The following is a 15360-nucleotide window of genomic DNA, read 5'->3' on the forward strand; positions in this document are numbered from 1 at the left end:
GCTGCTCCGTCCGGGTGTCGAGCGGTGTCATCGGGTGCTGGGTGTTGCGATGGCACTGTTGGCCTGTACGGGCAGTGCGCATGCGGAGGATGGCTACGCGCTCTGGATGCGTTACGTTCCCCTCGCACCTGCGCTCGCGGCGGACTACCGCACGCAGTTGGGCGAGGTTGTCGCCCCCGATCAGACCCCCACGCAACGTGCCGCGCGCGAGGAGCTGGTGCGTGGCCTGACAGGCCTGCTGGGTCGCGCTCCGCGGATGCAGGCTGCGGCTGCCGGTGACCACGCACTGGTGCTGGGCACGCCACAATCGTCGGCGTTGATCGCGCCGTTCCGTGACGAGATGGCGTCGCTGGGCGACGACGGCTACCTGCTCAGGCGCACCCGGATCGGCGGCCGCGACGTGCTGCTGGTGGCGGCGCGCCAGGATATCGGGGTCCTTTACGGCGTATTCCATCTGCTGCGCCTGCTGCAGACGGGCGCGTCACTGAATGCCCTTGAGGTGCGCGAATCGCCCAGGGTGCGGCTGCGCGTGCTCAACCACTGGGACAACCTGGACGGTCATGTCGAGCGCGGCTATGCCGGCCGCTCGCTGTGGGATTGGCAGACCCTGCCGGAATGGCGCGACCCACGCTACACCGACTACGCGCGCGCGAACGCCTCGCTGGGCATCAACGGCACCGTGCTGAACAACGTCAATGCCAGCGCGCAGAGCCTTGCACCGGACTATCTTGCCAAGGCGGCCGCGCTGGCGGACGTGTTCCGGCCGTACGGCATCCGCGTGTACCTGAGCGCACGCTTCAGCGCACCCATTGAACTGGGCGGGCTGAAGACCGCCGATCCGCTGGACCCGAACGTACAACGCTGGTGGCGCGACAAGGCCGACGAGATCTACGCGCGCATTCCGGATTTTGGTGGCTTCCTGGTCAAGGCCAATTCGGAAGGGCAGCCCGGCCCGCAGGACTACGGCCGCACCCATGCCGACGGCGCCAACCTGCTGGCCGACGCCCTGGCACCGCACGGCGGCGTGGTGATGTGGCGCGCCTTCGTCTACGCGCATGAGGTGCCCGCCGACCGCGCCACGCAGGCGTACACCGAGTTCTTCGGCCTGGACGGTGCCTTCCGCCCGAACGTGATCCTGCAGGTAAAGAACGGGCCCATCGATTTCCAGCCGCGCGAGCCGTTCCACCCGCTGTTCGGGGCCATGCCACGCACGCCGCTGATGCTGGAGGTCCAGATCACCAAGGAGTATCTCGGCTTCGCCACGCACCTGGTGTACCTGGGGCCGCTGTTCGAGGAAGTGCTGCAGTCAGACACCCGCGCACGCGGTGAGCGTGCCACCGTGGCGCAGTCCCTGGCCGGCATGGCCGGCGTCGCCAACATCGGCAGCGATCGCACCTGGAGTGGATCGCACTTCGACCAGGCCAACTGGTACGCCTTCGGCCGCCTTGCCTGGAATCCCGATCAATCCGCCCGCGACATCGCTGCCGACTGGGCGGCGATGACGTTCTCGCCGGATCCCGAGGTGGTAGCGCCCATCGTCGACATGATGATGGCCTCGCGCGAGGCGGTGGTGAACTACATGACCCCGCTGGGCCTGCACCACCTGATGGCGCGCGGGCACCACTACGGGCCGGGCCCCTGGGTGGACGGCGGCCCGCGCGCGGACTGGACCGCCGTCTACTACCACCGCGCCGACCGCGATGGCATCGGCTTCGACCGCACCGCGCGGGGCAGCAACGCCGTGGCCCAGTACGCCCCGGAAGTGGCCGCGAAGTATGCCGACCTGGCGCAGGTTCCGGAGCCCTTGCTGTTGTGGTTCCACCACGTCCCCTGGGACCACCGCATGGCATCCGGGCGGCCGCTGTGGGACGAGCTGGTGGCTCGCTACTCGCTGGGCGTACGCCAGGTTCAGGCCATGCAGGCAACGTGGGCAAGCCTCGCACCGCTTCCCGGCAACGCGAACGCATCCGTAGAGCGGGGCTCTGCCCCGCTGCTCGGAAGCATCGACGCACAACGGCACGAACAGGTAGCCGCCTACCTCAAGATCCAGCTCCGCGAAGCCCAATGGTGGCGCGATGCCAGCGTGGCCTACTTCCAGTCCATCAGCGGCAGGCCGTTGCCGCCAGGCGAAGCCACGCCCCCGCACCCGCTGGCGTATTACGAAGCCCTGCAATATCCGTCCGCACCGGGAGATGGGCGATGAGCTGTAAACCGTGGGCCGCCTGGATGTTGGCCAGCCTTCTGGCCTGCTGCGTTGCGCCGGCCATGGCGCAGGAATCCGTGACTCCGCTCCTGCACCCGCTGTTCCAGGATCACGCCGTCCTGCAGCGGGACCAGCCGATTCCCGTCTGGGGCCATGCCGCACCGGAGACCACCGTATCCGTGAAGTTCGCACGCCAGACCGCTACTGCACGCGCGGATGCGGAGGGCCGCTGGAGCACTACATTGAAGCCCATCGCCGCCGGCGGACCCTACGAAATGAGCGTATGGGCAGGGCAGGTAGTCCAGACCGTGAGCGACGTGCAGATGGGCGATGTCTGGCTGTGTTCCGGCCAGTCGAACATGGAGCTGCCGGTGCGGCGCGCGCTCGACGCCGACAGCGAAATCGCCTCTGCCACGCACCCGGACATACGCCTGTTCACCGTGCCCAAGGCCGCAGCCGTGACGCCTCGGGAGGGATTCTCCGGACCTGCTTCATGGCAACCCGCATCACCGGACACCGTGCGCGAATTTTCCGCTGCCTGCTTCTACTTTGCGCGTGAACTGCGGAAGACCATCAACGTGCCGATGGGACTCATCCAGTCGGCGTGGGGTGGCTCGCGGATAGAGGCATGGACAAGCGCCGATGCGCTGCGCGCGCAGGGCGGCATGGAGGAATCGCTGGATGTGTTCGCGTTGTATTCCAGCGACCCTGCTGCGGCAAACGCAGCATGGGGCAAGCACTGGCAGCAGTGGTGGGAGCAGCGCGAGGGTGCCACACCCGGCGATGCCCCCTGGCAGCCCAGCGCGGACCACAACGGATGGCACCAGGCACCGGCCCAGCTCGGCGCATGGGAGCGCTGGGGCATTCCGGCACTGTCCGCCTACAACGGCATGGTCTGGTACCGCACGCAGGTGAAGCTGAGCGCCGCACAGGCAGGGCAGGGTGCAAGCCTTGAGCTGGCGCCTGCCGACGAAACCGACGTAACCTGGGTCAATGGCGTGGCGGTGGGCAGCCAGAACGCCCCGGGGGATGCACGGTCGTACCCGCTGCCGCCCGGCCTGCTGAAAGCCGGAACCAACAGCGTCGTCGTCAACGTGCTGGACACATGGGGCGACGGCGGCCTGGCCGGCCCCGCGGACGCCCACGCCCTGCACCTGGACGATGGCACCCGGATCGTTCTGGATGCTCGCTGGCAGTACCGCGTAGCGCCCGGCGACCAGGCACCACCACTGGCACCCTGGCATGCCGCCACCGGCCTTTCGACGCTGTACAACGGCATGATCGCGCCCTTGGGGAGCTATGGCCTGCGCGGCATGCTCTGGTACCAGGGCGAATCGAACACCGGCGATGGCGCTGCCTACGCGGACAGGCTGCGCACATTGCGCGATGACTGGCGCAGGCAGTTCGGGGCGGAGATGCCGCTGCTGGTGGTGCAGCTGGCCGGCTATGGCCAGCCACCCGTGGCCCCGGTTGAAAGTGGTTGGGCGCAGGTGCGCCAGGCGCAGCGGCGCGTTGCTGCGGAGGACCCGCATACCGGCCTGGCGCTCGCCATCGACATCGGGGATGCCTACGACATCCATCCGCCGAACAAACAGGAACTGGGCCGGCGTCTGGCACGGGTGGCGCGCCATGTGGTGTATGGCGAACGGGCAGTAGCCCCATCCGGTCCGACGGCAGGCAAGGTATCCCGCACGAGGGTTGAGGTGCGCATCGGGTTCGACGATGTCACGGGAACGCTCGTCGCAACGGGTGCGAACGGCCCCATCGGCTTTGAGCTGTGCGACGCCGAGGCGAAGAACTGCGCATACGCCGACGCCACGCTGGACGGCCACGCGGTAGTGCTGAACAGCCTGCGGGCCGCAACGGCCGCCAGCGTCCGCTACTGCTGGGCAGACGGCCCGGTCTGTACGCTGCGCGACAGCAGCGGCGCACCTGCCGGTCCGTTCGAGCTCTCTCTCACCCCTGCAGGGAAACCCTGATGCGCCTGTTGCCTGCCACGGTACTGCTGCTGTCCGCTGCGCTTCAGGTGCAGGCAGCCACGCCCGCGCCCCCGGTGTACTTCGACTGGTTCGAATACGCCGGCAATGACGCGGCGTTTGAACCGCCGCTGCCCGCCGGGCATTACCGCAACCCGATCCTGGCCGGCTTCCACGCGGACCCGAGCATCACTCGTGCGAACGGAAAGTTTTACCTGGTCAACTCCAGCTTCACCTATTTCCCCGGCATTCCGGTGTTCGAAAGCGTGGACCTGGTGCACTGGAAGCAGATCGGCAATGTCATCGACCGGCCCTCGCAGCTGGACTTCGATGGACTGAGCGTGTCACGTGGCATCTTCGCGCCGGCCATCTCGTACCACGACGGGGTCTTCTACGTGGTCACCACGGCGGTGGACAGCGGCGGCAACTTCATCGCCACCGCCCCCGATCCGGCTGGCCCCTGGTCCGACCCGCACTGGCTTCCGGGTATCGAGGGCATCGACCCGTCGCTGTTCTTCGACGAGGACGGCAAGGTCTACCTGCTCAATAACGATGTGCCGCCCGGCCCGCCGCGCTACGAGGGGCACCGCGCCATCTGGATGCAGCAGCTCGATCTGGCGTCGTTCAAGCCGGTGGGCCCGCGCAGGGCGCTCATCGACGGCGGCGTGGAGCCGGCAAAGAACCCGATCTGGATCGAGGGCCCGCACCTGTACCAGCGCGACGGCTGGTACTACCTCTCCGACGCCGAAGGCGGCACCGGCCCGCAGCATTCGCAGGTGGTGCTGCGCAGCCGCGACGTCTGGGGCCCCTACATCCCCTATTCGGGCAACCCGATCCTCACCCAGCGCGACCTGCCCAATGACAGGGCGCTGCCGATCACCAACGCCGGCCATGCCGACCTGGTGGAAGGCCCGGACGGCTCCTGGTGGGCGGTATTCCTTGCCAGCCGCAACTACGACATTCGCCACTACAACACCGGGCGCGAAACCTACCTGCTGCCGGTGGAATGGCGTGACGGCTGGCCGGTTATCCTGCAGGCGGGCCAGGCCATCCCGTACGTGGTCAAAGGACCTTCGTGGATGCGGGGCGACGCGAAACAGTCCCCTTCGACCGGCAACTTCGTAGAGCGAAACGCGTTCGATACACCCACGCTCGGCAACGATTGGCTGCGCGTGCGCGTACCCAAACAGGCCTGGGCGGAGCTGCGCGAGCGCCCCGGTTTCCTGGCCATACACCCGCTGCCGGAAGACCTCGGCACGCTGCGTAACCCCGCGTTCCTTGGCCGCCGCCAGCAGCACCTGCGCTTCGAGGCCAGCACCGAAATGACGCGGCCCGCCGCGGGCGTGGCCGCAGGGCTGGCCGCGTTCCAAAGCGAAGCGTACTGGTACTTCCTCGGCGTCCGCAGCCTTGGCGATGATCGCGTGGCGATCTTCCTGGAAGGGCGCGACGGCGGCGGCGTAACGAAAACACTGGCATCGCGCGAGCTGGATGCGGCCGCCTCGTTGCGCCTCCGGATCAAGGGGGAGGGAGGACGTTACGCGTTCGCCTTTGACACCGGCGGCGAGCACGGTTGGCAGACCCTCGCCGATGACGTGGACGGAACGGTACTGAGTACGGATCGTGCAGGCGGCTTCGTGGGCGCCCTGCTGGGACCATTCGCGCGCGACGAGCGCGCCCTGAGGAGCAATTGATGACGCGCAGGCCCTTGTTCCACACGCTGGCGCTATGCGCCGCCATCACCCTGGCCACTGTCGGTCACGCCGCCGCGCCACAGCCGTGGCTCGACACCTCGGCCAGCTTCGAGACCCGCGCCGCCTCGCTGGTCGCGCAGATGACCCTGGAGGAAAAGGCCGCCCAGATGCAGAACGCCGCGCCCGCCATCGAGCGGCTGGGTGTTCCCGCGTACGACTGGTGGAACGAAGGGCTGCACGGCGTGGCCCGGGCAGGGCAGGCCACCGTGTTCCCACAGGCCATCGGCCTGGCCGCCACGTTCGACGTGCCATTGATGGGGCAGGTGGCGACCACCATCAGCGACGAGGCACGCGCCAAGCACCACCAGTTCCTGCGCGAGGGCGCGCATGGCCGCTACCAGGGGCTCACGTTCTGGTCGCCGAACATCAACATCTTCCGCGACCCGCGCTGGGGCCGGGGCCAGGAAACCTACGGTGAGGACCCGTACCTCACCGCGCGCATGGGCGTGGCCTTCGTGCACGGCCTGCAGGGCGACGACCCGGTGTACCGCAAGCTGGACGCCACCGCCAAGCACCTGGCCGTGCACAGTGGCCCCGAAGCCGACCGCCACCACTTCGACGCCCGGCCCAGCAAGCGCGACCTGTACGACACCTACCTGCCGGCGTTCGAGGCGCTGGTGAAAGAGGGGCAGGTGGATGCGGTGATGGGTGCCTACAACCGCGTGTATGGCGAGTCCGCCAGCGCCAGCCAGTTCCTGCTGCGCGATGTGCTGCGTCGCGATTGGGGCTTCAAGGGTTACGTAGTGTCCGACTGCTGGGCCATCGTCGACATCTGGATGCATCACAAGATCGTGCCCACCCGCGAAGCCGCCGCCGCGCTGGCGGTGAAGAACGGCACCGAGTTGGAGTGCGGCCAGGAATACGCGACGCTGCCGGCAGCGGTACAGCAGGGCCTGATCAGCGAAGCGGAAATCGACGACGCCGTAACCCAGCTGTTCACCGCGCGGATGCGACTGGGCATGTTCGACCCACCGGAACGCGTGAAGTGGGCCCGGATTCCCGCATCGGTGAACCAGGCCCCCGCACACGACACGCTGGCCCTGAAGGCCGCGCAGGAATCGCTGGTGCTGCTGAAGAACGATGGCGTGCTGCCGCTTTCACGCAACCTCAAGCGCATCGCCGTGGTCGGCCCGACTGCCGATGACACCATGGCGCTGCTCGGCAACTACTTCGGCACGCCGGCGGCACCGGTGACCATCCTGCAGGGCATACGCGATGCCGCAAAGGGCGTGGAAGTGCGCTATGCACGCGGCGTGGATCTGGTGGAAGGGCGTGACGATCCCAGCGCCACGCCGCTGATCGAAGCGGCGTACCTGCGGCCATCACCCGATTCCCCGGAACGCGGCCTGCGCGGTGAGTACTTCCGCACCGTCGATCTTTCCGGCACGCCGGCACTGGTCCGCACCGATGCCCAGATCGGCTTCCGCTGGGACCGCGGTTCCCCCACCGACAACCTGTTGGCTCGTGGCGAAGCGGCGCCAGGGCAGGGCATTCCCAACGACAACTTCAGCATCCGCTGGAGTGGCCAGCTGCTGCCGCCGGTGTCCGGCCGCTACCGCATCGAGGCCGCCGCCGACGACGGCTTCCGCCTCTACGTGGACGGCAAGCGGGTGCTGGACCACTGGGCCAACAGTGACCGCCTGCACAGCGATGGCGTGGACCTGGATCTGCAGGCCGGCCGTGCCTACGACCTCAAACTCGAGTACTACGATGCCGAGCGCGACGCCGGCGTGCGGCTGGGCTGGCGCATGCCCGGTGCCAAGCCGCCGTTCGAAGAGGCACTTGATGCCGCCCGCAGCGCCGATGTGGTGGTGTTCGTTGGTGGCCTGACGGGTGACGTCGAAGGCGAAGAGATGAAGGTCAACTACCCGGGCTTCGCCGGGGGCGACCGCACCGATCTGCGCCTGCCCGCGCCGCAGCGGGCCCTGCTGGAAGCGCTGCACGGCACCGGCAAGCCGGTGGTAATGGTGCTTACCGGCGGGTCGGCACTGGCGGTGGAATGGGCCCAGGCGAACCTGCCCGCCATCCTGATGAGCTGGTATCCCGGGCAACGCGGCGGCACCGCCGTGGGCCAGGCGCTGTTCGGCGACGTCACCCCCGGCGGGCGCCTGCCGGTGACCTTCTACAAGGCGGACCAGGCGATGCCGGCATTTGACGACTACACGATGGAAGGCCGCACCTACCGCTACTTCCGTGGCACACCGCTGTATCCGTTCGGGCACGGGCTGTCCTATACAACGTTCGACTACGGCAAGCTCCGCCTCGACGCGCCCCGCATCGCCGCGAACGGGCGCCTCAAGGCACAGGTGGAGGTCGCCAACACCGGCAAGCGTGCGGGCGACGAAGTGGTGCAGCTGTATGTGCGGCGGCTGGATGCTGGGCCCGGCGATGCCGTGCAGGCGCTGCACGGCTTCCAGCGTGTCCACCTGGCCCCGGGCGAGCGGCGCAGCGTCTCCTTCGATCTGGACGCGCAGCAGGCGCTGCGCCAGTACGACGAAACGCGGGGGGCGTATGTCGTGCCGCCAGGATCGTATGAGGTCAGGGTAGGTGGCTCCAGTGCCGATGCACGGGCGCAGGCCCAGTTCAAGGTGGAGGCAACCCGTGACTGAGCACACCCTGTCGGTCCGGGAAAAGCTGGGCTACAGCCTGGGCGACCTCGCCGCGAACCTGATCTTCCAGACGCTGATCACCTACCTGGCGTTCTTCTATACCGATGTGTACCGGCTGCCGCCCGCCACCGCGGCGACGATCATTTTCGTGATCGGCCTGCTGGGGGCATTCGTGTTCACCCCGCTGATCGGCATCGCCGCCGACCGCACCGCTACCCGATGGGGCAGGTTCCGGCCGTGGATCCTGTGGACGGCGATCCCGTTCGGCGTGCTGTCGCTGCTTGCCTTCAGCACGCCGGACTTTGGGGAGCATGGCAAGATCATCTACGCCCTGACCACCTATGGCCTGTTGATGCTGGTGTATGCGGCCAACAACCTGCCGTACTCCGCGCTGAGCGGGGTGCTCACTGGCAGCATGGCCCAGCGCAACAGCCTGTCGGCCTATCGCTTCGTGGCGGTGATGATCGCGCAGTTCATCATCCAGGTACTGCTGCTGCCGCTGGTGCTGATCCTGGGCGACGGCGATCGCGTACTGGGCTTCGAGCGGGTGATGACCGTGTTCGCGGTGGTGGGCACGGTGTTCTTCCTGATCACCTTCGCCACCACCCGCGAGCGCATCGTGCCGGCCAAGGAGCAGACCGGCGGGGTGCTGCAGGATCTGTCCGACCTGCTGCGCAACCGGCCGTGGCAGGTGATGCTGGCGCTGACGATCCTGGTCTTCATCAACCTGGCCCTGAAGGGCGGCACCTACATCTACTACTTCCAGTACTACATGAGCGAGCCCGCGCTGGCGGCGTTCCTCGACAACACCGGCTTCAATCGCTTCATCGGGGGATTGAACGCGGCACTCAACGGGTTGGGCCTGTCCGGATTCGCATGGCCGAAGGACCCGGCGACCTCCGCGTTCAGCCTGTTCAACGCCTGCGGCATCATCTGCATGATTCTCGGTATCGGGGTCTCACGCCGGCTGGCCGACCGTTTCGGCAAGCGCGATGTGTTCGGCGGCGCGCTGCTGGTATCCACCGTGTTCCTGCTGGTGTTCTACTTCTTCCCGCCCACCGCAGTGGCCGTGGCGTTCGTCTCCTTCATGCTGCACGGGTTCTGCTACGGAATCACCATCCCCTTGCTGTGGGCAATGATCGCCGACGTTGCCGACTACTCCGAATGGAAGAACAACCGTCGTGCCACCGCCATCATCTTCTCGGCGATGCTGTGCGGCCTGAAGATCGGCCTGAGCATTGGTGGTGCACTGGTCGCCGGCATCCTGGCGTACTACGGCTACCAGGCCGGCGCAGACCAGCAGCCGGAGGGCGTGGTCAACGGCATCCGCCTGACGGTGAGCGTGTACTGCTCCCTTCCGTTCCTGATCGCCGTGGCGATGCTGTTCCTCTACAAGATCGACAAGCGCATGGAAACCCGCATCGAGCAGGACCTGCAGCAGCGTCGCGAGGGCAACAACCTGGGGCACCTGGCGGCACATGCCATCTCCCAGCCGCTGGTGACCCATATCTACACGGCCGACCCGTCGGCCCATGTGTTCGAGGGGCGGCTGTACATCTATCCCTCGCACGACATCGACGCCGGCGCGCCGTTCGACGATGAGGGCGGGCATTTCGGCATGGAGGACTATCACGTACTGCGGATGGACAGCCCCACCGGCGTGGCAACCGATTGCGGCATGGCCCTGCATGTGCGCGACGTGCCCTGGGCAGCAAAGCAGATGTGGGCACCCGACGCGGCCCACCGCGATGGCCGCTATTACCTCTATTTCCCGGCCAAGGACGGGGAGGGCAGATTCCGCATCGGCGTCGCCGTGGCCGATCGCCCGGAGGGTCCGTTCACCGCCGAACCGGAGCCGATGGCAGGCACGTACTCCATCGACCCGGCCGTATATGAAGACGATGACGGCACGCATTACCTCTACTTCGGCGGCATCTGGGGTGGCCAGCTGCAGAAGTACCGCGACAACCGCTACGACGCCGCGCACGAAGAGCCCACCGGCGATGCGCCGGTACTGGGCCCGCGTGTCGGCCGATTGGAAGCGGGCATGACCCAGCTGGCCGAGCCCACGCGGGAAGTCATCCTCCTGGATGAGCACGGCCAGCCGCTACGCGCCGATGACCATGAGCGCCGATTCTTCGAAGGGCCGTGGCTGCACAAGTACCAAGGCCGGTACTACCTTTCGTACTCGACCGGCAACACGCACCTGCTGTGCTACGCCATCGGGGACAGTCCGTACGGCCCGTTCACCTACGGTGGCGTGATCCTCAAGCCCGTAGTGGGCTGGACCACGCACCACTCCATCTGCGAGGTCGAAGGGCAGTGGTACCTGTTCTATCACGACTCTCTGTTGTCGGGCGGGGTCACCCATCTGCGCTCGGTCAAGTGCACCCTGCTGCACATGGAAGCGGACGGCAGCATCCGGACCATTGATCCCTATGGCAACTGAAAGCCTGTTGCCCATCGACGACGCGCAGGCGCCACTGCCTGCTGGCCGCCTGCACTGGTTGCGCGCGGGCAGGCTGGAAGTGGCGCTTGCCCCTGAGGCCGGCGGACGCCTTGCCCGTATCCGCTACGACGGCGTGGAGTGGCTGGTCGACGAACAGGAGGGCGGGGAGGCCACCATCGCCTGGGGCTGCTACCCGATGGTGCCGTGGGCCGGCCGCATCCGGCACGGGCGTTTCAACTTCGATGGCAAGGCGTATGCGCTGCCAACGAACTTCGGCGAACACGCCATCCACGGCGTGGGGTTCGCACTGCCCTGGCAGATTGATAGCCGGGATGCGGACACAGCCACGTTGTCACTGCAGCTTCCCGAGGACGGCCACTGGCCCTTCGGCGGCACGGCAACGCAGGTCATCCAACTAACGCCCGACAGCTTGGAGCTGCGCCTCGCAGTGCAGGCCGGCACCCAACCGATGCCCGCCGTACTCGGCTGGCACCCGTGGTTTCGCAAGCCGGATGAGTTGCTGTTCGCGCCCGACGCCATGTACCCACGGGACGAGGAGGGCATCGCCAGGCTGCCATTGGTAAGCGCATCACCCGGCCCATGGGACGACTGCTTCATCAACCAGGCAGACATGACACTGGTGTCCGCCGGCCAGCGCCTGAGGCTGCGAGCCAACACCCACCACTGGGTGGTCTACGACGCCGCCCCCCATGCAACCTGCGTGGAACCCCAAACCGGCCCGCCAGACGGCTTCACCCTCGCCCCAAACCGCCTCGAACCAGGCGAACACCTGGAACTGATCCTCAATCTAAGGTGGTAGGGTCGATTCCCAAACGACTGCCGATAACAGCGATCGGCACGGTAACGCAGGCACGATGGTCAGCTTGCCCAGTGAGGTTTCCCCCGGCTTCATGGCACTGATGCCGCGGGTGATCAGGAAGATCAGAAGCGCCCAGACCCAGCCCGGGGTGTGAGAAGCGAACAGTTTGAGCATGTCCATGGAACGTCCTTGACTTGGGGTGGGTGCCGGCAGTGCCGTGCGGGATGGGGTAATTCTCGCGTTGGGCCGGCCCGGAACAAGTGACCGCTGTCAGCCATCAGGGAGTACAGCATGGCAACCCTCAGCCAGCCCCGCGTCCACGTTACGTTTGACACTGTGGGTGCCGCTGGGCCGCCCCTAGACTCCGGCCACAGGCCTTGTCGACCTTGATGGAGTTCCACCCCGTGCCAATCTCCTTGAAGTCGAGTCTGCTGTTGCTGGCGGCACTGCCGTTGAATGCCCTGGCCACCGAACAATGGGTCGTCGCCACCGACCTGTGGGGCAACAAGAACTATCAGACCCTGAATCTTGACGTGCAGGGGAAGCAGATCAAAGGCACTCTGGACGGCGACCCGCTCGAGGGCACGTCTACCGGTATGCAGATGCAGTTCGCGGTGAAGGACAGCCAGGGGCAGGTCCTTCATTTCGATGGCCGCGTCGATGGCGCTCGGTTGCAGGGACAAAGCGATCAGCCTGACACCAACAATCGCCAAGCGCGCGCCACCCATGCGTTCAGCGCATGGCGAGTGCCCACGCGCTCTGCGGCTGTACCCAGGCTGCATTTGTTCACGCCGACGGACTATACCAACACCTTCAGCGCGGACCGTGCGCCGGCACTGGTGATATGGCCGGGTGATTCAGTGCAGACGAAGACACTGGACTCGGGTGGCGTCGACGAGAAAGGCATCACGCGGGCATTGTTTGGCAATCCTCAGGTCGGGCCCTTCTTCGTGGTCGGCGCCGAAGCCGGCGACACGCTCGCGATAACGCTCACGTCGCTCAAGCTCAATCGCGACTACGCCGACAGCCTCGATGGCGTGGTGGGGCGACTGAAGACGCCGCGCGTCGCCGCCGAAGCCGCGGCGCTCGGCAAGCCCGTCCGATGGGAGCTGGATCGCGGAAAAGGGCTCGCACGTCCGCAGGGTGCAACCGGCGCCTTGAAGAATTTCGAGGTCCCGGTAAAGCCAATGCTGGGTGGCCTTGCCGTCGCGCCGGGCTTCGGCTATCCGCCGTTCTCCACGGGAGACACCGGTGACTTTGGCGGCAACATGGATTTCAATGGCGTTGTCGAGGGCAACACCGTGTTCCTGCCAGTCCAGCAGCCCGGCGCATTGCTGTATCTGGGCGACGGCCATGCCCTCCAGGGCGACGGCGAAACAACGCAGTGGGCCCTGGAAACGTCGCTGGATGTGGTGGTGAAGGTTGAACTGTTGAAGCGGCAACCGATCAATACGCCGCGTGTTGAGTCACCCACGCAGATCATGACCTTGGGCCAGGGCGGTTCCAGCGACGACGCGCTGCGAACTGCAACATCAGGCATGTTGCAATGGCTGCGCCAACGCTATGCCCTGAACCTCTCCGAGGCCACCCAGGTGTTGGGCGTGGCGGTGCAGTACCAGGTCGCCAATCTTGCCGGCCGCAGCGTCGGCGTCGCGGCAAAGCTGGACAAGGCGCTGTTGGAAGGCTTGTTACCGACGACTGCGACCACGCCGGCAAATGGCGCCCGCGGAGATCACTGATCCTCTGGCGAATGCTGCACGCATGGCGCGGGCGCGAACTTCTGGCCTATGTCGCCGGCCCCGGGGGCCATGCTAGGTTGCGCTGGCCTTCACCTCCGTCGGCACCACTCCAGGGGTATCTCGTGCGTGTCAGCAGCTCCGCGTTTCTGATGGCGTTCATTGCCGGTGCCTGGGCCTCGCAGCCTTCCATCGGCCAAGCCCGGTCCGCAGGCACCATCCCCGCAGACCGCCACGAGCAGGTGGACGCGATCTTCGCGCCGTGGACCGGCACCAGCATCCCCGGCTGCGCGGTGGGAATTTCCCGCGACGGCGCCGTGGACTATACCCGTGGTTACGGCATGGCGAATCTCGAGTACGACATTCCCATCAGCCCGGATTCGATCTTCCTCACCGGCTCCATTTCCAAGCAGTTCACCGCCTATGCCATTGCGCTGCTGGCGCAGGACGGCAAGTTGTCGCTGGACGATGACATCCGCACCTACGTGCCAGAGATGCCGGATTTCGGCAGGAAGATCACCATCTCGCACTTGATCCACCACAGCAGCGGCCTGCGCGAGCAGGGGCAGCTGCTGTACCTGGCGGGCTGGCGCAGCGATGACATGATGACCCAGGACGACATGCTCGCGATCGCCGCGAAGCAGCGCGGCCTGAACTTCGCGCCGGGAAGCGAGACGCTGTACAACAACCTCGGCTACACGTTGCTGGCAGTGATTGCCGAGCGTGTGTCCGGCACGCCGCTCCGCGTGTTCGCCCAGGAGCGGATATTCCACCCCCTGGGCATGGCCGACACGCACTTCCAGGACGACCATAACGAGGTGGTGCGCAGGCGCGCGACAGGCTATCAATCGAACGGCGACGGCGGCTGGCAGATCAGCGTTCCGGCCTCGGACTACTACGGGCCTACCGGCGTGTTCACCACCGTGGGCGACCTGCTGAAGTGGGAGGACCACCTCATCCATGCACACGCTGGCGGCCAGGATGAGCTGATGACCTTCATGCGGACATCAGCGACAACGCAGAACGGCGAGGCCACCGGCTACGGTGGCGGGGTATTCGTCAGCACCTACCGGGGCCTGCGTACGATGGGTCATGACGGGGTACATGCGGGCTATCGAGCGGACGCCGTCGCGTTCCCCGATCAGCATCTGGCCATCGTGACGCTGTGCAACGGCGCCTCGATCGCGCCGCAGGAGCTTACGCAGAAGATAGCGGCCGTGTATCTGGGCAACCAGCTGGCGCCACCCGCGCCATCGGTCAAGACGCCGACGGTACAACTGGCGGCACTGGCTGGCGTCTACTGGAGCCCATTGACCGATGAGGTGGTGCGCGTGGAAATGAAGGACGGGGTTCTGCGCCCTGCCGGCGCGCCCCTGCCACTCGACGCGCTTGGAGGCGGACTGTTCCGTTCGGGTGAGACATCGCGCTGGCAGTTCAATTCCGCTGCGAACGGCAGGACGGGGGAGGGCAGGCTGAAGATCTGGGATTCCTGGCCTACGCCGCGGGTCTTCACCCGCATGCAGGCTCCACTGCCGACGGCTGCTGCACTGACGACGTTTGCCGGCCAGTACCGTATCGACGAGGTCGACATGACCTATACCGTGCTCATGGCGGAGGGAAAGCTGAGGCTGCGCTGGCCTCGCCAGAGTGATCTGGTACTGGAACCCGTCGGCGGCGACCGCTTTGTAAGCGGTCCATGGACGCTGACGTTCACCCGCTCGGAAGCAGGTGCGGTGGACGGTTTGACCCTGACCGCGCGCCGGCTGCGACGCATGCGGGCGGAGCGGCTGATGGAGCCCTGAGCCAGGCCAGGCCT

Annotated in this window: 8 protein-coding genes and 2 pseudogenes; 9 read left to right on the plus strand and 1 reads right to left on the minus strand. The window is 66.6% G+C overall.

Features of this window, described 5'->3' with window-relative positions; all coding sequences use genetic code 11:
- Window positions 1-49 precede the first annotated feature (49 nt).
- From WIX41_RS17375 to WIX41_RS17405, 7 genes and pseudogenes are all read left to right on the plus strand, one after another.
- On the plus strand, window positions 50-2203 hold the full coding sequence (locus tag WIX41_RS17375; protein WP_409187529.1) for an alpha-glucuronidase family glycosyl hydrolase: 2154 nt from the start codon (window positions 50-52) through the stop codon (window positions 2201-2203).
- Window positions 2200-4182, plus strand: coding sequence for a sialate O-acetylesterase (locus WIX41_RS17380; RefSeq protein WP_409187530.1), 1983 nt, complete (start codon window positions 2200-2202; stop codon window positions 4180-4182). Before WIX41_RS17375 ends, WIX41_RS17380 begins: the two co-directional genes overlap by 4 nt.
- Window positions 4182-5870 (plus strand): glycoside hydrolase family 43 protein, encoded by a 1689-nt coding sequence (locus WIX41_RS17385; RefSeq protein WP_339449789.1) that lies wholly within the window; start codon window positions 4182-4184, stop codon window positions 5868-5870. The genes WIX41_RS17380 and WIX41_RS17385 overlap by 1 nt, the downstream gene beginning before the upstream one ends.
- Window positions 5870-8539, plus strand: a complete 2670-nt coding sequence (locus tag WIX41_RS17390; protein WP_339449790.1) for a glycoside hydrolase family 3 protein — start codon at window positions 5870-5872, stop codon at window positions 8537-8539. The genes WIX41_RS17385 and WIX41_RS17390 overlap by 1 nt, the downstream gene beginning before the upstream one ends.
- Window positions 8493-9986 (plus strand): annotated as a pseudogene (locus WIX41_RS17395) (MFS transporter); the annotation flags it as partial. The gene WIX41_RS17390 and the pseudogene WIX41_RS17395, both read left to right, overlap by 47 nt.
- Entirely contained in the window at window positions 9972-10988 is a 1017-nt protein-coding gene (locus WIX41_RS17400; protein ID WP_409187536.1) for a glycoside hydrolase family 43 protein, read from the plus strand. The pseudogene WIX41_RS17395 and the gene WIX41_RS17400, both read left to right, overlap by 15 nt.
- A complete protein-coding gene (locus WIX41_RS17405) occupies window positions 10978-11808 on the plus strand; it encodes an aldose 1-epimerase (RefSeq protein ID WP_339449792.1) in 831 nt (276 codons plus the stop codon). Before WIX41_RS17400 ends, WIX41_RS17405 begins: the two co-directional genes overlap by 11 nt.
- 42 nt (window positions 11809-11850) lie before the next feature.
- Here WIX41_RS17405 and WIX41_RS17410 read toward each other — a convergent pair.
- A pseudogene (locus WIX41_RS17410) lies at window positions 11851-11988 on the minus strand (DUF6622 family protein); the annotation flags it as partial.
- 224 nt (window positions 11989-12212) lie between these two features.
- Here WIX41_RS17410 and WIX41_RS17415 point away from each other — a divergent pair.
- Both WIX41_RS17415 and WIX41_RS17420 read left to right on the plus strand, forming a co-directional pair.
- Entirely contained in the window at window positions 12213-13547 is a 1335-nt protein-coding gene (locus WIX41_RS17415; protein ID WP_339449794.1) for an acetamidase/formamidase family protein, read from the plus strand.
- 122 nt (window positions 13548-13669) lie between these two features.
- On the plus strand, window positions 13670-15346 hold the full coding sequence (locus WIX41_RS17420) for a serine hydrolase domain-containing protein (RefSeq protein WP_339449796.1): 1677 nt from the start codon (window positions 13670-13672) through the stop codon (window positions 15344-15346).
- Window positions 15347-15360 lie beyond the last annotated feature (14 nt).

It is taken from the genome of Stenotrophomonas sp. AB1(2024), from assembly GCF_037482345.1.
In the GTDB taxonomy this organism is placed as follows: Bacteria; Pseudomonadota; Gammaproteobacteria; order Xanthomonadales; family Xanthomonadaceae; genus Stenotrophomonas.